We start from the raw sequence: 20,044 nt of genomic DNA, 5'->3' as shown, positions 1-20,044 counted from the left end.
GAGCGCTACTGGATCGAGGTCCCGCTCTCGGTGGGCGATGTCGCCTCCGCCGGTCTCGGCGCCGCCGGACATCCGCTGCTGGGCGCCGCCGTCGAACTGCCCGACTCCGATGGCTTCCTGCTCACCGGGCGGCTCTCCCTCCAGACCCACCCCTGGCTCGCCGACCACGCGGTGTCCGGCACCGTACTGCTGCCGGGAACGGCCTTCGTGGAGCTGGCGATCCGCGCCGGTGACCAGGTCGGCTGCGATCTGCTGGAGGAGCTGACCCTGGAGGCGCCGCTGATCCTGCCCGCCCGGGGCGGGGTCCAGCTACGGCTGACCGTCGGCGCGCCCGACGCGGGCGGCCGCCGGGTGCTGGAGGTCTACTCCCGCCCGGAGCCGGACGCGGACCGCGGCGACGCCTCGGAGGTGCCCTGGAGCCGCCACGCCGGCGGTGTGCTGGCCTCCGGCGACGCCGCCGACGGCGGAGCTGACCTGTCCGTATGGCCGCCCGCGGAGGCCGTCGCGCTCGACGTGGACGACCTCTACGAGCGGTTCGCGGCGGGCGGCTTCGGCTACGGCCCGGCGTTCCAGGGGCTTGCCGCCGCCTGGCGGCGCGGCGAGGAGGTCTTCGCCGAACTGCGCCTGGACCAGCGGCAGCACCGCGACGCCGCGCTGTTCGGACTGCACCCGGCGCTGCTGGACGCCGCGCTGCACGGGGTCGCGCTCGGTGACTTCCTGGGCGCCGGGGCCGACGGCATCCGGCTGCCGTTCTCCTGGAGCGGGGTCACCCTCCACGCGGCGGGCGCCACGGCGCTGCGCGTGCGGATCGCCCCGGCCGGGCCGGAGGCGGTGGCGCTGACCGTCGCGGACGAGAACGGCGGCGCGGTCGCGTCGGTGGACTCCCTGGTGCTGCGGCGCATCGCCCCGGAGCAGCTGCGCGCGGCCCAGGTGACCTACCACGACTCGCTGTTCCGGCTGGAGTGGGCGCCGGTACCGGCGCCCACGGCGGCCCCCGCGGCCGTCCGCTGGGCCCTGGTCGGCGAGCAGGCCGCCGCGAACGGCAGGGACCCCTTCGGGCTCGTCGACGCGCTGGAGTCCACCGGCGCCGAGTGCGCCGTCTTCCCCGATCTGACCGAGCTCGCGGCCGTGGTGGCCTCGGGCAGCCCCCGGCCGGATGTCGTCCTGCTCCCGCTCACCGGCCCCGCTGGTGGCGGTGGCGGCCATCTGGCGGAGGGCGCGCGGCTGGCCACCCACGCGGCGCTGGACACCGCGCAGTCGTGGCTCGCGGAGGAGGGGCTCGCCGGGGCGCGGCTGGCGTTCGTCACCCGGAGCGCGGTCGCCACGTCCCCGGACGCCGAGGTGTACGACCTGCCGCACGCGCCCGTATGGGGGCTGATCCGCACCGCGCAGACCGAGAACCCGGACCGCTTCCTGCTGCTCGACCTGGACGACGAGGGGGCCTCGGCCGACGCGCTCCTGGCGGCCGCGACCGGCGGTGAGCCGCAGCTCGCGGTCCGCGCGGGCGCCCTCCACGCGCCCCGGCTGGCCCGGGTCGCCACTCAGGAGGAGGTCGCCACTCAAGAGGAGGTCGCCACTCAAGAGGAGGCGGACCGGACGCCGGAGGGGCTGCCGGAGTTCGACCCGGACGGCACGGTCCTGATCACCGGCGCCACCGGGGTGCTCGGCGGACAGCTCGCCCGCCATCTGGTGGCCGAGCGCGGCGTACGGCATCTGCTGCTCAACAGCCGCCGCGGCCAGCGCGCCCAGGGGATGCCCGAGCTGGTCGCCGAACTGACCGCGCTGGGCGCCGAGGTGAGCGTCGCGGCCTGCGACGTGGCCGAGCGCGAGGCGCTGTCGATGCTGCTGGCCGAGGTGGACCCGGCGCATCCGCTCACCGCCGTCGTGCACACCGCCGGGGTGCTGGACGACGGGCTGCTGCCCGCGCTCACCCCGGAGCGGATCGACTCGGTCTTCCGGCCGAAGGTGGACGCGGCGCTCAATCTGCACGAGCTGACCCTGGACCTCGGCCTGAAGGCGTTCGTGGTGTTCTCGTCCGCCGCCGGTACTTTCGGCGCGCCGGGCCAGGCCAACTACGCGGCCGCCAACACCTTCCTGGACGCCTTCGCCGCACACCGCCGCTCCGCCGGGTTGCCCGCGCTCTCGCTGGCCTGGGGCCTGTGGGAGCAGCGCAGCGCGATGACCGGCGGCATGGCGGACGCGGACGTGGCCCGTATGGAGCGCTCCGGGATGGCGCCGCTGACCTCGCGGGACGGTCTGGAGCTGTTCGACACGGCGTGCTCGGTGGGCGGTGCGGCGGTGCTCGTACCGCTGCACCTGGACATCGCGCCGCTGCGCGAGCAGGCCGCCGAGGGCGCGCTGCCCGCCGTGTTCCGCGGTCTTGTCCGGACCCCGGCCCGGCGCCGTACGGTCTCCGCCGGGGCGGCCGACACCGGCGGCCCCTCGCTGGCGCGGCGGCTGGCCGGGCTGGCCGAGGCGGAGCGCGAGCAGGCCGTGCTGGACCTGATCCGCGGCCAGGCCGCCGCGGTCCTCGGCTTCGCGGACGCGGAGGCGGTGGGGGCCACCCGGGGCTTCCTGGAGCAGGGCTTCGACTCGCTGACCGCCGTGGAGCTGCGCAACCGGCTCGGCGCCGCGAGCGGGCTGCGGCTGCCCCCGACGCTGCTGTTCGACCATCCGACGCCCGAGTTGGCCGCCCGGCAACTGCTCGAGCGGCTGGCCGGTGCGGTGGCCGCCGAGGGCGGCGCGGTGTCGGACGCGGCGCGGGACGAGGCGGCGAGCGCGGAGCCGTCCGCCGTGTTCGGCGCGATGCTGCGCGAGGCCGGACAGTCCGGCCGGCAGGAGGAGTTCACCCGCCTGCTGATGGACGTCTCGCGGTTCCGGCCCTCCTTCGACAGCGCCGCCGAGCTGGACAAGGCGCCCACGATGGTGCGGCTCGCACGCGGTGAGACCGGGCCCGCGCTGGTGTGCTTCTCCTCGATCCTGTCGATCGGCGGCCCGCACCAGTACGCCCGGTTCGCCGCCGGATTCCGCGGCCACCGGGACGTCCTCGCGCTGGGCAACCCCGGTTTCGTCGCCGGGGAGCGGCTCCCCGCCAACCCGGAGGCGGTGGTCGAGGCGCAGGCCGAGGCGGTGCTGCGGGAGACCGACGGGGCGCCGTTCGTGCTGCTGGGCCACTCCTCGGGCGGGCTGCTGGCCCATGAGGTGGCCGCGCGGCTGGAGAGCACCGGGGTCTTCCCGGACGCGGTCGTCCTGCTCGACATCTACTCCCACGACCGGGACGCGGCCGTGGCCCTCCAGCCCGGACTGAGCGCCGGGATGGACGAGCGGAGCGCGGGCCAGGTGCCGGTGGACGACACCCGGCTGCTGGCCATGGGCGCGTACTTCCGGCTGTTCGGGGAGTGGCGGCCCAAGGAGGTCAAGACGCCGACCCTGCTGGTCCGGGCCGGCGACCGGCTCTTCGACTGGTCCCGCGACGGCGACTGGCGGTCGTACTGGCAGCTCCCGCACACCGCGCTCGATGTGCCGGGGAACCACTTCACGATGATGGAGGAGCACGCCGGGACGACGGCCCGCACCGTGGAGGACTGGCTGTCCTGACCGACGGATAGACGGACTGACGGGCGCGGGCCCGAGCCCCCCGGCCCCTTTCGCCATGGCTGGTCCATGGCGAAAGGGGCCGGGGCGGCGGGGCGGACGGAAGTTGCCGAGGACGGCCACGATCGTGCGCCGGGTGGTGGTGATCCCGTTGTGCGCCATGCTGTAGACGCGCATCGTCATCGTCGGCGCCCGGATACGGAGCGAACGCGGGCGACCAGGACGCTCAACACCGTTCGGAGCGCCCGGCTGGGGAAAGCACCTCAGTCGTGCGGGTCTCGGTTCAGGATCGGGTCTCGGATCAGGTCGGTATGGGCTTCTCGGCTCGGTCGGGTGCGGGTTTCGTCTCGCGCCTTCGGCGCAATTGAGCAGCGGCGGCGGGGGCGGGGGGCTCGCGCCGCGTCGCCGGGCGCCGGGCCGGTGGATGCGAGCGCCGGTGGCGGCACCTGCGCCCGGGAGCTGGGGCCGATACCGGACTGACGGCCCCTCCGGGCACCCCTCGATAAAACGCTTGATCTGAAGCAACTAATTTGGCAAACGTTTTGGAGAGGGGTACCCCCAACCCCTCCCGCTGTCCGGCACCGCCCCAGCCCTCGGCCAGGGGAGCCGCCACCGGCGCCACGCCGCATGCTGACGGCCTACCATCAGCTACAGGCCGAAGCGCCTTCTCAGACGGAGTCTGTGGCCGTGATCAGCCAGTTGCGAAAGGGCATCCCGTGACCACCGGGTCCCCGTGTTGGTTCAAGTCCTCGTACAGCGACAACGGCGGCGCCTGCATAGAGATCGCCGCCAACCTCGTCGCCTCGCGCGGCGTGGTCCCCGTCCGTGACAGCAAGGACCCGCACGGCCCGGCGCTCACGTTCGAGCCGACCGCCTGGTCGTCGTTCGTCTCTGCCATCAGGCGCGGGGAGTTCCCCACCACCTGACCCATCCGGCAACCAGCCACCGAAGCGATCGGCCCCCGGACCGGGGGCCGATCGCTTCGGATGCCGCCCTCAACGTGTGGCTGTGATCAGTGGATTTGCAGTCGGCCTCAGCTTGTTGGCACGGACCCGGCGCAGGCGTCGGCGATGGCCTGAGTATCCCAGTAGAACGGACGGACCTCGGTGATCCGCCCGTCCTTGACCGTGATCGTTTGCAGGATGGGGAAGCTGAGTTCACGGCCAGTCGCACGAGTGCGAGCACGGACCTGAGTGAGCACGACCGCGGTCTCACCGGTGGCAAGAAACTCCTGCTCCACCATGTCGAACGTTTCCCAGGTCTGTCCCATCGCGAGGAAGAACCGCGTCATTCCGATGTGCCCACGCCAAGTGCCTCCGTATGGCAGAGCAGCTGCTTGATGCAGCTCGACATTCGGCGCGAAGAAGCGGGCGAGCAAGTCGAATGAAGCCTCGCCGGGGCCTCCAGTCGCCAGGTACTCCGCCTCAGCCGCATACATGCCGGTGAGGACGGCTACTGAGTCTGTAGTGGGTGGCATCGTCATGTCACCAGCGTGATCGGCGAAGGCCCACCTTGCTGGCGGGGATCAGACATCGCGGTCGGCACTTTCGCAACCGGATTTAGTCGTCCTGGCGCGCGGGCGCTGCGGCCGGCAGCTCACGCCAACGCCCCGTCGACTCGGTTAAGTCACGGGGCGTTGAGCGGAGAGCGGAGTTTCCGCCGCGCGGCGCGTTACGCCGTCATCAGCGCTTGCGCGCGGGTCGCGAGCGCTTGCCCGGACCCACCGTCACCACCTCGAAGTTGGACTTGGTGCGGTCCAGCCGGTGGAAGAGGTTGTCCGGGCCGGTGATGTACATCTTCGACACCCCGGCGCCCTTCAGCGTGTCCACCACCTTCGGCCAGTGGATCGGCAGGTCGAAGGTGTCCAGCAGCATCGTGCGCAGCTCGTCGGCCGTGGTCACGACGGTGCCGTCCTGGTCGGTGACCACGGGCAGCTTCGGGTCGAGGATGTCGTACCTGGGCAGGATCTCCTCGGCGGCCCGGCGCCGCAGCTCCGCGAACGCGGGCGCGTGCACCGCCGGGACCATGGTGTACATGGAGTAGCCGCCGGCCTGGCTGATCGCCTTCTTGAACCACTCCAGCTCCGTCTCGCGCAGCGACACCATGAAGAAGCCGTCGTCGAGATAGCCGGAGTAGTCGTACCACTCGTCGCGCTCACCGAGCTCGGTGAGGATCTCCGTCAGCTTCTCCTGCGGAGTGCGGACGAAGGTGTGGGTCACCGCGTCCTGGTACTCCTCGGTGAAGTACGCGTGCTCACAGCGGGCCAGCTCCGCCGTGAGCCGCACCACCTCGGGGAACGGCAGCGAACTGACGTAGGCCGCGGCCGCCTTCTGCCCGAAGCTGGGGCCCACGCACAGGTCGGGGACCAGTCCGTGCTCCTGCTCCGCCCGGTCCGCCGAGGCCATCGAGTTCACCAGGAAGGCGATCTGAGTGGCCTCGGAGTAGTCGTCCTCGGAGTCGCGGAGCCGGTCGAAGACCGAGTAGCCCAGCGCCTCGTCGGCCTCGGCGAGCCGCTTCCGGGCGAACGGGTCGAGCGTCAGGAACCTGCCCACCTCGCAGAAGCCGGAGGGTCCCATGCCGGGGAAAACGATGGCTGTCTTCGTCTGCTCGGATGCCGTCATGGTGTGGTGCCTTACTCTCAAATCCTGCCGTGGCTCAGTCCTGCGCCCGGCGGTTGAAGCCCCGGATACCGATCGTCCCGAAGATCAGAATGGCTGCCCCGATGGCGGAGAAGCAGATCCACAGCGGGATCGACTCCGGTGTCTTCGGGCCGGGGGTCAGCAGCAGTCCGCGCATCGCCTCGGTGACGTAGGTCAGCGGGTTGAAGGTGCACAGCACCTGGAACCAGCGGACGCCCTCCAGGCTCCGCCACGGGAACTGCGTGGCCCCGGTGAACATGATCGGGGTCAGCGTCATGGCGAAGACGATGGAGATGTGACGCGCGGGCGCCAGGGTGCCCAGGGTGAGGCCGACGCAGCCGCCGACCAGGCCGCCGAGGCTGAGGATGCCCAACGTCACCGGCATCTTGTCCAGCGGCCAGGAGACGTCGTCCAGCAGCGCCAGACCGATCGGGATCATGACCAGCGAGCCGATCAGACCGCGCATCGCGCCGAAGACCGCCTTCTCCACCGCCACCAGGGAGACCGGGATGGGCGCGAGCAATCGGTCCTCGATCTCCTTGGTCCAGGAGAAGTCGATGGCCAGTGGCAGCGCGGTGTTCTGCAGGGCGACCAGGAAGCTGTTGAGCGCCACCACACCGGGCAGCAGCACCTGCTGGAAGCCGGGCTGGGTGAAGCCGATCTCGCCGAGCACCTTGCCGAAGACGAACAGCATGAAGAACGGTTCCACGATGACCTGGCCCAGGAAGGGGCCCATCTCGCGGCCGGTGACGAAGATGTCGCGCCACAGGATGAAGAAGAACGTCCGCCACCGGTTGGCCCGGCGCCGGTGACGCCCGCCGCGGCGCTTGGAGTCGGGCAGCTCGAGCTCGAGTTCGGGCTCCGGCTCGGGCTCGGGCTCCACGAGCCCCGAACGGGCGTCCGCCGCCGCGATGATGGCGTTCAGCGCGGCCTTGGCGTCCTGTGCGGCCTGGGTCGCCGACGGGGCCGGTATCGGCTTGATGACCAGCGTCAGGGTGTCGCCGATGTCCCCGCCGCCGTGCGGGGCGCCCATGCCCCTGGCGTCGTGGTGCCGGTGCTCCTGCGGCCGGCTCTCGTGGTGCCGGGGGTCGTGCGGCCGGCTCTCGTGCTTGACCGGCGCGTTCGGGGCGTTCGGGGCGGCCTTCCGGACCTCGGCGCCCGGACGCGGGGCCTGGGCCTCGGGACCGGGTCGCGGCGCGGTCGGCTTGGACCGTACGAGCACGGTCCGGGTGTCCTCGAAGCCGTCGTCCTCGGCGGACGTGGTGTCGGCGCTCCGCGGATCCCGCGGATCCCGCGGATCGGCGGGCCCGTTCCCGTCCGGCCTGGCGCCGGGGGTCCTGGGGTCGGCGGGCCTGTGTGTCGCGGCGGGGCGCTCACCGCCCCGCCCGGCGGAACCCTGGCCGCCGCCCTGGTGCGGGGGCGCCGCCGCGCCGGTCGCGGGCTTCTCCTCGGCGGCCTTGCCGCCGGGGGTCCCGTCCGTCGATGACGTGGGTCGTGAGGAGGAGCTCATCGCATCTCCTTCCCCGTCAGGTCGACAAAGACGTCTTCCAGGCTCGCCTTGCTCACATTCAGGTCCTTGATTTCGCACTCGGTGTCGGTCAGGGCCTTGATGACCGTGGGCAGAAGGACGGAGGACGGCGCGTTGCTGTAGACCTTCATCCGGAAGGTGCCGTCGTTGACGGCCGCGGCCCCGCTCATGTCCTCCTCGGACCCGAGCACCTCGACCCGCTCCGCGACCCCGAGGCCCTGCACCATGTGGACCACGCCGTTCATCCCGCTGTGCGGCGGGCGCACCGTGACGGTCAGCGCGGTGTTGCTCATCCGGCTGGTCAGCGCCTCGGGGGTGTCCAGAGCGAGCAGCTTGCCGTGGTCGACGATGCCGATCCGGTCACAGAGCTTGGACGCTTCCTCCATGTCGTGGGTGGTGATGACCACCGTGACGCCACGGGTCTTCAGTTCGGCGACCCGGTCGCGGACGAAGATCTGGGACTGCGGGTCGAGACCGGTGGCCGGCTCGTCCAGGAACAGCACCCGGGGGCGGTGCATCAGCGCCCGCGCGATCATCACGCGCTGTGCCTGACCACCGGAGACCTGATCCGCGCGGGCCTTGGCATGGTCGCCGAGGCCGACCCACTCCAGGCTCTCGTCCGCCAGGCGGTTGCGCTCCGAGCGGGCGAGACCGTGGTAGCCGGCGTGGAAGGTCAGGTTCTGACGGATCGTCAGGGACCGGTCCAGGTTGTTGCGCTGCGGCACGATGGCGAAGGACTGCCTGGCCACCGCCGGCCTGCGCACCACGTCGACGCCCTGCACGAAGGCGCGTCCGCCGCTGGGCGCGACACGGGTGGTCAGGATGCCGATGGTGGTGGTCTTTCCCGCTCCGTTGGGCCCGAGGAAGCCGAAGACCTCACCGTGCCTGACGGTGAAGCTGAGATTGTCGACAGCCGGAACGGGCCGGCCGGGGTACTTCTTGACCAAGCCGTCGACAACGACGGCGAAATCAATAGGACGTGTTGTGTTCATCGCTGTCGTCGCACCGATTTAATTGGCTTGAGGAGACCATTACTTTGCACATGTTTAACACGGCGGCTTGACTCGTGGCCCCTAACTGCCCCCAGATTAGGGGGTAGTGGCACCGGTGAGGGGGCCCTAGGGGGCGCCTGCCTGTGTCCCGCGCCACGTCGGGACGGGCGCGGTACCCGCATATAGCGCGTACCTCGAATAGCGGTTACTAGGGGTTGTGGCCCCGGAGAAGGGCTCATAGCCTCACGGAGTCAGCATCTCGGACGAGCGTGGTCGACGCGCCCCACCGTGCACTCGTGCCCGGCCCCTCAGTGCAATCGCGGGGATGTACTCCTTGAGCCAGATCAAGCCCGATGATGTGGGCCTTATTCGGATATTGCAAACGGAAACTCCGAGCAGTTTCCGGCTGATCTGTTTCCCGGAATCCGCCCACTCCACCGCGTACTACCTCTCACTGTCCGAGCTTCTGCTGCCCACGGTGGAGGTGTTGGCGATCCAGTACCCCCTGTATGCCGGGCTCGAGGACGATGAGCGGCTGACCGACTCCGCCGACCTCGCGGACCGGATTTTCGGTGCGCTGGGGGAGTGGATGGACCGCCCGCTGGCCTTCTTCGGCCACCGGGCCGGCGCCGACCTCGCCTACCGGGTCGCCGAGCGCCTGGAGCGGGAGACCGGGACGCCGCTGCTGACCCTGTTCGTCTCCGGCCGGACCGCGCACTGGGGCATGCCCCTGGGGCCCCCGATGCTCGGCTGCCGGATCGTCGCCCTCGCCGGTGAGGGCGACCCGAAGACCCCGCTGCGCGGCGTACGGGCCTGGCGGCGGCGGACGAGCGGACGTTTCGACCTCGAGGTGTTTCCCGGTTCCCGCTACTACCTCGACTCGAGCCGGAGAGAGGTCGTCAATCTGGTGCACGACCAGCTGCTCTCCCAAGTCCCCGTCGATGCCGAGTGGGAAGCCGGCGCCGAAGACCAGGGCGCCTAGGGGGGACCCGCCCAGGGCTGCCCGTACTCCTGAGCGAAAAGGAAAGAGTACGTTCGATGACCGCGAAGATCTACGCGCTCGACTCGGTGCAGACCCTGGCCGACTTCGAGCTGGACGCGCTGCGCGTCGCCGATGTGATCCGCGAGCACGGGGTGACCCACGGCGACCGCGTCATCTTCAAGGCGGGCAACTCCGCCGCCTACGTGAGCGTGCTGTTCGCGCTCATGCACGTGGGAGCCTCCATCGTCCTGATCGACCAGCAGGAGCACCCGGACGAGACCCGGCGAATAGCGGGGCGCACCGGCGCCCAGATCGCCTTCGTGGACGACGACGCCCCGATCCACGACGACATCCGTACGGTGAACCTCTACGAGCTGATCGCCCCGGCCGCCGGGCGCCCGCTGACCACCCGGGAGCTGGACTTCGACGCCTGGGCCGACCGGCGCGACGGCCTGATCATGTGGACCTCCGGCTCCACCGGCGAGCCCAAGGGCGCCGTGAAGTCCGGCCGTAAGTTCCTCACCAACCTGGAGCGCAACGCCGCCCAGGTCGGTCACCGGCCGGACGACGTACTGCTGCCGCTGCTGCCCTTCGCCCACCAGTACGGGCTGTCCATGGTGCTCATCGCCTGGCTCACCCGCTGCTCGCTGGTGATCGCCCCGTACAAGCGCCTGGACCGGGCCGTCCAGATGGCCGGGCGGACCGGCGCCACGGTGATCGACGCCACCCCGTCCAGCTACCGCACCATGCTCAACCTGGTCGGCCGGAAGCCGTCGCTGCGGGCGCAGTTGGAGGGGGTCCGGATGTTCTGCTCGGGCGCCGCGCCGCTGGACGGCGCGCTCTCCGAGCGTTACGTGGCCGAATTCGGGCTGCCGCTGCTGGACAGCTACGGCAGCACCGAACTGGGCAACATCGCCTTCGCCACCCTGGAGAACCCGGTCTCCTGCGGCCGGGCCATGGACGGCATCAAGCTGCGGGTCATCGACGAGGACGGCCACCCGGCCGCCCCCGGCCAGGCCGGCGAGATCGAGGTCGACACCCCGGACGCGCTCGAGGGCCACCTCGCCGCGGACGGCACCATCGACGCCGTGCCCACCGGCTGGCAGTCCACCGGCGACCTGGGCTACCTGGACGGACAGGACAACCTCTTCGTCCTGGGGCGGAAGTTCGCGGTGCACCGCTCCGGCTACACCCTCTACCCCGAGCTGATCGAGCGGAAGGCGGCCCTCGCCGAGATCTCCACCCGGATCGTGCCGCTCCCCGACGAGCGCCGCGCCGGTGACGAACAGCTGGTCTTCTTCGTGGAGGACGAGGAACTGCGGGACGCCAAGCACTGGCGGGAGCGGCTGTGCCAGGTGCTCCCGGTCTACGAACAGCCCAACCGGGTCGAGGTGCTGGAGAACTTCCCGCTCAACCGCAACGGCAAGCCGGACAAGCGCCGCCTCGAGCAGATAGCCCAGGGCTGAGACGACAGGGGGAGTCGACGGCGCGCGTCGGCTCCCCCTGTGTGCTGTAGGTGTACGGCCACGGCCGTCAGTCGTACGGAAGCTCCAGCGGCGCGAAGGTGTCGAAGAGATCACCGGGGCCGGGGTTGTCCGGATGGGTGGTGCCGCCGAGGTGGCGGAGCACGCCCCACACCGCGTTCAGCGCCGTGGTCACCGCTCCCTCGGCGAAGCCGGCCGTCCAGGAGACATCGTCCCCGCACAGGAAGAAGCCCTGCTGCGCCGGATCCATCCCGTCCTGCATGAACTGGGTGAACAGCCGCCGCTGATAGCGGTAGTGGCCGGGCAGGTTGTTCTTGAAGGCCCCCATGAAGCGGGGCTCGGTCTCCCAGGTGACGGTCAGCGGCCCCGCGATGATGTGCGACCGGACGTCCACATCCGGATAGATCGCGGCCAGCTTGGTGAGCAGCGTCTCCAGCCGCTCCTCGGCCGAGAGCGTGGCGACCTTCAGCGAGTCGTCGTTCCAGGTGTACGACAGGCACATCACCCCGGGCCGGTCGGGCCCGTCGTCGAACAGATAGACCCCGCGCGGCATCCGGTCGGTGAGCGTCATGCTCATCGCGTCCTGGCCGGTCGCCGGGTCGGTATCCCGCCAGAACGGCCGGTCGACCAGGACGAACAGCTTGGACGCGCCCATGTAGTGGGTGCGCTCAACCGCCGTCCACCGCGGGGTGGACAGCAGCGCCGGATCGCAGTCGACCCGGTTCAGCAGCGTCCACACATGCGGGCTGAAGACCACCGCGGGGAACTCGCGCTCCTCGCCGCTCTCGTCCGTCACCCGGATGCCGTCGGCGGTCCGCCGCAGCCGGGTGACCGCGGGCCGGGGCCGGCCGCCGTGCAGCGAGGCCAGCGAGGTGCCCCGGGGCCAGTGCGCGAGCGTCTCGGGCCGGTGCTCCCACAGCCCGTTCGGCACCTGGGAGGAGCCGCCGACTATGCCCACCTGGTTGTCGTCGGCCTCGGTGACCACGACGCGCAGGATCTCCAGCACCGAGTTGGGGAAGTCGGTGTCCCAGCCGCCGGTGCCGAAGCCCACCTGGCCGAAGATCTCCCGGTGGCGGAACGACTGGAAGGTGGAGGAGGTGGCGAGGAAGCCGTAGAAGGACTGGTCGTCGAACTCCTTGACCAGCGAGTTCCATACGGTCTTCAGCGTGCCGACGTCCCGCCGCTGGATGGCGTCCCGCAGCGTGGCCAGGTCGGCCCGCTCCTGGAGCGCCTTGTCCCAGGCGTCCGCGACCTCCTGGTAGACCTCCGGGAGCTCACCGGCGGTGCGGGCCCGGTCCTGGCCGCCGTTCAGATCGATCAGCGTGCTCGCGGTGGCCGGTGCCAAAGGATTAGGGAAAGGACGAGTGGACAGGCCCAGCAGATCGATGTAATGGAACAGCGATCGCGCGGCGACGGGAAAGCGCATGGCGCCCATCTCCGCCTTGTATTCCGGATTACCGGGGAAGGGCGTGGAGCGCATCCGGCCGCCGAGTTGCTCCGCTTCATAAAGAACTGGGGAAAGCCCTAGTCGTAGAAGCTCATAGGCCGCGGTGAGTCCGGACATCCCGCCGCCGATGACGGCGACTTCGGTTCCGTGCAGCGCAGCAGGCAGGGCGCCCAGGCCCGCTGGATGGGACAGCCATCTGTCGTAGGAAAAGGGGAAATCCGGCACGAGCATCGTCGTGGCGGACGCGGTGGCGCACGTCATGGCATCAACCTCGTCGGGGCCGAGTGGCTTCGCGGGTCAGGCGGTATAAGCGACATCGAAATCCAGGCTCGCGGGCAGTTCTCGGCGCTGGCTGATGTTGATCTTCCGGTAGACACGGGTCAGGTGTTGTTCCACCGTGGAGATCGTGATGAAAAGCTTAGCGGCGATCTCGCGGTTGGTGTAGCCGGAAGCTGCTAGTGCTGCCACTCGACTTTCTGCGTCGGAGAGTTCGGAAAAGGCGGCAGTATCCTCTCCGGTACGGGCCGCCTCGGACAGGGCCGAACGGGCCGGAGTGCGCTGCAATGAGCGGGACAGCTCATCGGCGCCACAGCTGTCCGCGAGCCGCAGGGCCCGACGGGTCATCAGCCGGCTGGTGTCCAGATCGCCGAGCTGCTTGTGCGCCTCCGCCAGGTCCGCCAGCGCCCGCGCCATCTCGTACCAGCCGCCGCTCGCCTGGAGCACCCCCACCGCCTGCTGCAGCATCGCGATGCGCTCGTGTCGCGGCCGGGTGGCGGCCAGGACCCGCAGCGCGGCGCCCCTGGTGCGCGAGGAGGACTCCCCGGCCAGCTCCAGCTGCTCCTCCGCCAGCCGTGCCGCGCGCTCCTGGCCGCCGAGCGTCAGCCAGGTCTCGGCGGCGCCCAGCCGCCAGGTCAGTGTGGCGGGGGAGTCCAGACCCCAGTCGGCCATCTTCTCGCCGCAGGCGCGGAAGTCGGTGAGGGCCGCGTGCTGACGGCCGGTGGCCAGCTGGTGCCGGGCCCGCGCGTAGAGGTAGTGCAGCCCGAAGCGGTTGCGGTACATCTCGTCCGGCACCGGGCGGGCGAGCAGTTCGGCCGCCGCGTCATGGTTGCCCATCGCGGTGTGGGCGTTGATCAGCATCCCCAGCGGCATCCCGACGGTGACGCCCCAGCCGCGCGCCGGAAGCTCCTCCAGCGCCCGCTCGGCGTACCGGACCGTGTCCCGCAGCCGTCCCACGCGCAGCGCGATCTGGGCCCGCAGCACGCAGAAGTAGGCCAGCAGCGCCTTGGCGCCGCGCTCGGAGGTCTCCTCGATCAGCCGGTCGCACCAGGTGGTGGCGGTGGCGTGGCGGTCGGCGTACACCAGCGTCTGGAGCGCGGCGTGCACCGTCAGCATCGTCCGGTCGGAGAGCCGGACGGTCTCCAGCACCCGCTCCGCGGCCCGTACGGCGCCCTCGTCGACCCCGCGGCTCAGCACGGTCCGCAGCGCCCGGAACGCGGTCAGATGGGGCGACTCCGGGGTCTGGTCCGGCGACAGCGGGATGTCCCAGGGGCCGTCGGTCTCCTCCTGGTCCAGGTAGGGCCGCAGTTCGGGGTGGTCGGGGTAGGTGGAGGACAGCGCGAGCCGGATGGCGCGCAGACCGGTGTCAAGATCGGTGCCCGGGTACTCGGCGGCGGCCCGGCTGAGCTGCTCCAGCGCGGCGGCCGCCTCGTCCATCCGGCCGAGGCCCAGCAGCCCGATGACGACCGGGATGGTCTCCGGCGCGGGCAGCAGCCCGCTGCCCGCCGGACCGGCCAGCGACTGCAGCCGCCGCATCTGGGACAGCGGGTTGAACGGCCACATGGCCTGCACCATCGTGGCCTGGAGCCGCAGCGCCTCGCGCTCGTCGGTGGTGTAACGGTCGGCCATCTGCAGGCAGTTCATCGCCAGTTCCCTGCGGTCCGCGGCGATGGCGTGCACGGCCGCGTCGCACAGCGCCTGCGTGATCCACTCCTCGACCGGCTCGGGCGCCTCATGGCTGAGCAGATGGCGGGCCACGTCGACCGGGTCGGCGCCCTCCTCGTACAGCAGCCGGGCGGCCCGGTGGTGCAGCGGGCCGAGCTCGTGCAGCTCCAGGTCGTCCAGGAGCACGGTGCGCACCGCGTCGCTGCGGAACCGCCCGCCGTGCAGGATCCCGACCTCGGTGAGCAGCGCGACGGACTGCCGCACCAGCCGCTCCTCGACCTCGATCAGCCTGCTCAGCAGGGGAACGGACGTGGCGTCACCCAGCAGCGCGACCCCGTGGGCCACCCGGCGGTGGGCCGGGCCGCCGCGGTAGACGCAGGACAGCGCCGCCTGCCGGAACAGCTCACCGGCCACCGGGGCGTCCGTACCGGGCGCCGGGTCGAGAGGGCCGCGGGTGAGACGGGAGAACCGGTCGTCCAGCAGACCGCGCAGCAGCAGCAGATTGCCGCCGGTCATCTCGTGGTACGCGGCGGCGTGGCGCCCGGCCTCCGCGGTGCCCAACTCCTCGGTCAGCAGTGTGGAGACGCCCGCGACGGTGAGCGGGGCGAGCCGGACGTGGCACACCTTCGGCTCGTGCAGCAGCTCGTCAAGGGTGGTGGCGGCGGGACCGGTCAGCGCCCCGCGGCTCACCACGACGGAGAGCGCCTCCGAGCGGCAGCGGCGGATGCCGTACGCCAGGCAGCGCAGCGACGGCAGATCGGCGAACTGGACGTCGTCGATGGCGATCAACAGGGGCGCGTCGCCGGTCAGTTCGTCGAGGGTGCGGTGGAACTCCTGGAGCAGCGGGAGCTCGGCCCGGTCCGGGCCGTTCGGGTCGCGCAGCGCCTCGAGGCCGGGGTGCGGCCCGGAGCGCTGCAAATGGGCCGGCATGCCCTGGTAGAGCTGCTCGAGTACGGCGTAGGGGAACTTCTGCTCCGAGGCGGAGGCGACCGCGGGCAGCACCCGCACGCCGCGTCCGCCCGCCGTATCCGTCACGGTATGCAGAAGTGCGGTTTTTCCCGATGTCACGGCGCCGCTGATAACGGCGAGCCGGCTTCCCTCGCGGGCGCCCTCGAAGAGGAGCCGATTGAGCCGGGCTATCTCCTGATCGCGCTCCACCAACACGTACGAAACACCTTCCCCGATTTTCCGTGTACGCAGGGGTTTTGAAAGCGAATCACCGTGCATGGCGCACCTGGTAATGCATCGTCCCCCGAGAGTTGAAAATATCGCGCCGCTGTTCGGGTCCCCTATCTCTTGTTCGGGTCCCCTGTCCCTTCCGTTGCTGCACCCTGTGCGGCGGCGTCGCTGCTCTGCGTCATGTCGCGTTGTTCCCCGCCCCCTACCCGGCCGGGTTGGGTATGTCAGCCCGGGATCGCGGGTATGGGGTGGATGCGCACTCTAGCAGTGCCGTTGGTACGAAAAGATGACCGTCTCGTCACGGGAGAAACTGTTCGATTACGGTTTCGTCCCCAGAGTCGAGTTGTGAAGTCCGGAGCCGACTCTCAGATCGGGCTTCGTCGCTGGTAGTTGGGGGGTTCCTGGAGGTAACACCCCTGTCGGATGTGAAAGTTGCGCAAAAGTGTAGGAAACAGCTGAACCTTGAGTTCCCCCTCTCGCATCCCGTTGTGTGTGTTTCCCCTGTTCCATGGCCGGAGCCCTCGTCGCCCCGGGCATCCTTTAGCATCGCCGCGGCCACCGAATCGACCGCGGTGTGTCATGGGCCACTATGGAAGGGCTACTAGGGAAACAACTAGTTGTCCGAGCGAGAAACGGGAGGAAGTGCGCGTGGTCAACCAGAAGTTGACATTTGTCGTCGGCACCGGACGGTGCGGTTCGACGGCTCTGTCTCAGATCATCAATATTCATCCGGATGTTCTCAGCATCAATGAATTGTTCGCCAGTATTCCCGACACGGAAGTACTGGACGAAACCCCGCTGAGTGGTGCGGATTTCTGGGGATTTCTGTCCCGGCCCAATGTGGTCACCAATAGCATGATCAAAAATGGCGCCATCCCGCCCGAGTTCCTCTATCACAGGATGCCCAAGCGGCGGTTCGACGCGGAGACCACCGGTATCCCGGCCATCAGCGTCATGGTGCTGCCCCATCTGACCGACGACCCCGACGCGCTCTTCGACGCGTTGGAGGCCGAGGTCACCACCTGGCCCACCCGCCGTCCGGCAGAGCACTGGACGGCCCTCTTCGCCACCCTCGGCACACGGTTCGGCAACCCCGGAGCCGTCGTCGAGCGCACCGGCCTGTCCATCGGCCGCGTACCCGAGATGCACCGCGCCTTCCCCGAGGCCCGCTTCGTGCACCTCTACCGTCAGGGACCCGACTGCGCCGTCTCGATGAGCCGCCACTTCAGCTTCCGGATGATCCCGATGCTGTGGGAGATGGCCATCCACTGCGGTCTCGAGACCCCGAGGCAGCTGACGCCGCAGCACGCGGCCCAGCTCCCGGCCGACCTGGCCCCGCTGCTGAGCGATCGCTACGACCCGGCGCTGGTGTGGGACCGCTCCATCCCGATCGACGCGTTCGGCACCCTGTGGTCCGAGACGATCGTCGACGGTCTCAAGAAGCTGGACGAGGTGCCGGCGGAGCAGCGCACCGCGCTGTCGTACGAGACCCTGCTGGAGGAGCCGGAGAAGGAGCTGATCCGGCTCGCCGAGTTCATCGGGGTGGAACCGCACCGCGACTGGCTGGACGCGTCCGTCGCTCACCTCGACGGTGGCCGGCCGGGCGCGGCGAGCAAGCTGGCCGAGGAGGAGCTCACCTCGCTGCTGGAATCCTGTAGCCCGGGGATGCGGGCGCTGGCCACCCACCAGTAGGGCGCATGTCGTCACCCGGCGGCGGCCGCCCTCCTGGAGGCCGGTCGCCGGGTGGCGCCCTGCTTCTCTCCTCTGAGTGCTTTGCCGAGTTCCTCGCCGTGAGGAGCTTCCCCCGGAGCGCCTTGCCCAGTTACCCGCCCCGAGGGAGAGCCTCCCCGAGAGGGGCCCATACGTTCTGGGCACGCTGTGGCGAGACATCCATAGCCGGTGCCTATCATCGTGGTGTGCAGTTGCATCAGCTGCGATATTTCGCCACCGTCGCGGAGACCCGGCACTTCACCCGCGCCGCGGAGCTCCTGCATGTCGCCCAGCCCTCGCTGTCCCAGCAGATCCGCGCCCTCGAACGGGAGCTGGGAGCCGATCTCTTCCACCGGGCGCGCGGCAATATCGCCCTCACCGACGCGGGAGAGGCCCTGCTGCCGCTGGCCCGCCAGATCCTCGCCGACACCGAGACCGCGCACCGCGAGGTCCAGGAGGTCGCCCAGCTGCGGCGCGGCCGGGTGCGGCTGGGGGCCACGCCGAGCCTGTGCGCGAGCTTCGTCCCCGATGTGCTGCGCCGCTTCCACGACGAGTTCCCCGGTATCGAGCTGATCGTGGACGAGGGCGGTTCCCAGGATCTGGTCCGCACGCTCTCCGCGGGCGAGCTGGACCTCGCGCTGATCATCACTCCGGTGCTCGGCCAGGCCCCCGCCCTCGCCGCCACCGAGCTGCTGCGGGAGGAGCTGGTGGTGGCCTCCTCGCCCGCCTCCCCACCGCCCACCCGGCGTCGGCGGATCCAGGTCGAGGATCTGCGGGACCGACCGATGGTGATGTTCCGGCGCGGCTATGACCTGCGGGAATTCACCACCGCGGCCTGTCGGGCGGCCGGTTTCGAGCCGTCCTTCACGGTCGAGGGCGGCGAGATGGACGCGGTGCTGGGCTTCGTACGGGCCGGGCTCGGCATCGCCGTACTGCCGGGCATGGTCGCGGCCAGGTCCGGGCTGCGGATCACCCCGTTCGCGGGCCACGACATGCGGCGCACCATCGCCGTCGCCCACCGTAAGGACGTCGCGCCACCCCGGGCCGCGCGGGAGCTGCGCCGGGTGATGCTGGAGCATCTGCGGACGGCGGCCGCGGGGGAGTTCGGCCTGCCGCCGACCACGACGCGACTGCTGCCGTAGCGGGGTGGGGACGGTAAGGGCGGTAAGGGCGGCGGCGTGAGCGGTAAGGGCGGTAAGGGCGGCGTCGCGGGCGGTAGGGCGGCGTCGCGGGCGGTGAGGCCGCCGGGAGATGGTGTGTGTCAGCCCCAGATCGCGTGGGCCAGCCCCACACCCGCGAAGGCGGCGCCCACCCCGACCACCAGACTCAGGCCCACATTCGCCACGGCGAAGAGCCGGGCGCCCTCCTCGGTCAGCCGAAGGGTCTCGTACGAGAACGTCGAATACGTCGTCAGCGCGCCGCACAGCCCCGTGCCGAGCAGCAGTTGCAGCCGCTGGGACGCCGCCCCCTCGGCCGCCGCGCCGGTCAGCAGGCCCAGCACCAGACAGCCCACCACATTGACCAGGAACGTGCCCCAGGGGAACACCGAGTCGTGCCGTGTCTGCACCGCCCGGTCGGTCAGATAGCGCAGCGGGGCGCCGACCATCCCGCCCGCGATCACCAGCAGCCAGTTCACCGGGCCTGCCCCCGGGGGTGCACGATCTCGACCGGGTCGACCACCACGAGGCCGTCACCCACGATCTCCTCCAGCTCGGGCAGGAAGGATCGCACTCGCTCCTCCGTATCGATGATCACGACGGCCATGGGCAGATCCTCGCCGAGCGACAGCAGCCGCGAGGTGTGGATCAGGGACGAGGAGCCGTACCCCTCGACACCGCGGAACACGCTCGCCCCCGCGAGCCCCGCGCGATGGGCGCGGTGGACGATCTCGGCGGACAGCGGTTTGCGGCGCCAGGTGTCGTTCTCGCCGATGAAGACGGTCAGTCGCAGCGCGGGCTCGCCGGTCACCGGGCCGCCCTCCCGCCGGGGCCGCCGCCGTACGCGCCGAGGACGCGCCGGGTCGCGATCACGGCCGCCCATACGGCCGCCATCGCCACCATGAGCGTGCCCAGCAGATAGCCGAAGGCGATCGCGATACGGCCGTCCTGGACCAGCCGGGTGAAGTCCACGGCGTACGTCGAGAAGGTGGTGAAGCCGCCGAGCACACCGGTGCCGAAGAAGGGCCGCACCAGCCGGTGGGCCGTCCACATGTCGGTGATCAGCACCAGGAAGACGCCGATGATCGCGCAGCCGAGGGCGTTGACCAGCAGGGTCGTCCAGGGGAAGGCGCCGGTCGGGGTCGGCCACAGCAGCGACGCGCCGTAGCGGGCCGTCGCCCCGAGCGCGCCGCCCACCGCCACCACACCCACCACGGGGCCCTGCCCCTGCCAGGGGCTGTGCCGGGCGGGCGGGGCCGGGCCGGTGTCGGGGTCGATGGGCTCGTCCACCACATCTGACCGTGAGCTGCCCATAGGGCTCAGATTACGTCGTGAGGCGGACACCGGCCGACCGGGGCTGACGATGGGGGAGGGCGGAGCGAGAGGCATGG

At 70.7% G+C, this 20,044-nt stretch carries 15 protein-coding genes; 6 read left to right on the top strand and 9 right to left on the bottom strand.

Going from position 1 to position 20,044, the window contains the following annotated elements:
- Together NP777_RS16530 and NP777_RS16525 are read left to right on the top strand one after the other, a co-directional pair.
- Positions 1 to 3,597 (top strand): type I polyketide synthase (locus tag NP777_RS16530; protein ID WP_256650894.1); only part of this gene is annotated, 3,597 nt, incomplete at its 5' end.
- Between the two features lie 713 nt (positions 3,598 to 4,310).
- Positions 4,311 to 4,520, top strand: a complete 210-nt coding sequence (locus NP777_RS16525) for a DUF397 domain-containing protein (protein WP_256650893.1) — start codon at positions 4,311 to 4,313, stop codon at positions 4,518 to 4,520.
- Positions 4,521 to 4,627: 107 nt separating this feature from the next.
- Here the strand turns inward: NP777_RS16525 and NP777_RS16520 are convergent, their stop codons facing one another.
- The 4 genes from NP777_RS16520 to NP777_RS16505 all read right to left on the bottom strand — a co-directional run bounded on the left by NP777_RS16520 (position 4,628) and on the right by NP777_RS16505 (position 8,753).
- Entirely contained in the window at positions 4,628 to 5,077 is a 450-nt protein-coding gene (locus NP777_RS16520) for a nuclear transport factor 2 family protein (RefSeq protein WP_256650892.1), read from the bottom strand.
- A gap of 199 nt (positions 5,078 to 5,276) precedes the next feature.
- Positions 5,277 to 6,215, bottom strand: coding sequence for an ACP S-malonyltransferase (locus tag NP777_RS16515; RefSeq protein ID WP_256650891.1), 939 nt, complete (start codon positions 6,213 to 6,215; stop codon positions 5,277 to 5,279).
- A 34-nt stretch (positions 6,216 to 6,249) separates the two neighbouring features.
- Positions 6,250 to 7,743 carry an ABC transporter permease gene (locus NP777_RS16510; RefSeq protein ID WP_256650890.1) on the bottom strand — a complete coding sequence of 498 codons (1,494 nt, stop codon included), beginning with the start codon at positions 7,741 to 7,743 and terminating at the stop codon, positions 6,250 to 6,252.
- Positions 7,740 to 8,753: an ABC transporter ATP-binding protein gene (locus tag NP777_RS16505; protein ID WP_256650889.1), complete on the bottom strand. Its 1,014-nt coding sequence runs from the start codon at positions 8,751 to 8,753 to the stop codon at positions 7,740 to 7,742. The genes NP777_RS16510 and NP777_RS16505 overlap by 4 nt, the downstream gene beginning before the upstream one ends.
- Positions 8,754 to 9,078: 325 nt before the next feature.
- On the opposite strand from NP777_RS16505, the gene NP777_RS16500 reads away from it, so the two are divergent.
- Both NP777_RS16500 and NP777_RS16495 read left to right on the top strand, forming a co-directional pair.
- The gene (locus NP777_RS16500) at positions 9,079 to 9,735 is read left to right on the top strand and encodes a thioesterase II family protein (protein WP_256650888.1); all 657 of its coding nucleotides are present in this window, start codon (positions 9,079 to 9,081) and stop codon (positions 9,733 to 9,735) included.
- A gap of 56 nt (positions 9,736 to 9,791) precedes the next feature.
- Entirely contained in the window at positions 9,792 to 11,201 is a 1,410-nt protein-coding gene (locus NP777_RS16495) for a class I adenylate-forming enzyme family protein (RefSeq protein WP_256650887.1), read from the top strand.
- Positions 11,202 to 11,268: 67 nt separating this feature from the next.
- Here the strand turns inward: NP777_RS16495 and NP777_RS16490 are convergent, their stop codons facing one another.
- On the bottom strand, positions 11,269 to 12,927 hold the full coding sequence (locus tag NP777_RS16490) for a flavin monoamine oxidase family protein (RefSeq protein ID WP_256650886.1): 1,659 nt from the start codon (positions 12,925 to 12,927) through the stop codon (positions 11,269 to 11,271).
- 36 nt (positions 12,928 to 12,963) lie between these two features.
- Positions 12,964 to 15,765, bottom strand: a complete 2,802-nt coding sequence (locus tag NP777_RS16485) for a helix-turn-helix transcriptional regulator (RefSeq protein WP_256650918.1) — start codon at positions 15,763 to 15,765, stop codon at positions 12,964 to 12,966.
- Positions 15,766 to 16,428: 663 nt separating this feature from the next.
- Between NP777_RS16485 and NP777_RS16480 the strand changes: the two genes are divergently transcribed.
- Together NP777_RS16480 and NP777_RS16475 are read left to right on the top strand one after the other, a co-directional pair.
- Positions 16,429 to 17,478, top strand: a complete 1,050-nt coding sequence (locus tag NP777_RS16480) for a sulfotransferase (RefSeq protein ID WP_308405137.1) — start codon at positions 16,429 to 16,431, stop codon at positions 17,476 to 17,478.
- Positions 17,479 to 17,702: 224 nt separating this feature from the next.
- Positions 17,703 to 18,638, top strand: a complete 936-nt coding sequence (locus NP777_RS16475; protein ID WP_256650884.1) for a LysR family transcriptional regulator — start codon at positions 17,703 to 17,705, stop codon at positions 18,636 to 18,638.
- A 119-nt stretch (positions 18,639 to 18,757) separates the two neighbouring features.
- On the opposite strand, the gene crcB (NP777_RS16470) is transcribed toward NP777_RS16475, so the two are convergent.
- From crcB (NP777_RS16470) to crcB (NP777_RS16460), 3 genes are read right to left on the bottom strand one after another with little or no spacing between them, the layout of a single operon-like run.
- Positions 18,758 to 19,132, bottom strand: coding sequence for a fluoride efflux transporter CrcB (gene crcB, locus NP777_RS16470; RefSeq protein WP_256650883.1), 375 nt, complete (start codon positions 19,130 to 19,132; stop codon positions 18,758 to 18,760).
- On the bottom strand, positions 19,129 to 19,464 hold the full coding sequence (locus NP777_RS16465) for a DUF190 domain-containing protein (RefSeq protein WP_256650882.1): 336 nt from the start codon (positions 19,462 to 19,464) through the stop codon (positions 19,129 to 19,131). Before NP777_RS16465 ends, crcB (NP777_RS16470) begins: the two co-directional genes overlap by 4 nt.
- Positions 19,461 to 19,967, bottom strand: a complete 507-nt coding sequence (crcB, locus tag NP777_RS16460; protein ID WP_256650881.1) for a fluoride efflux transporter CrcB — start codon at positions 19,965 to 19,967, stop codon at positions 19,461 to 19,463. The genes NP777_RS16465 and crcB (NP777_RS16460) overlap by 4 nt, the downstream gene beginning before the upstream one ends.
- Positions 19,968 to 20,044: the final 77 nt, after the last annotated feature.

Origin of the sequence: Streptomyces rugosispiralis, from assembly GCF_024505145.1 — a bacterium.
Lineage (GTDB): Bacteria > Actinomycetota > Actinomycetes > Streptomycetales > Streptomycetaceae > Streptomyces > Streptomyces rugosispiralis.
This window is presented reverse-complemented; position numbering and strand designations above follow the sequence as displayed.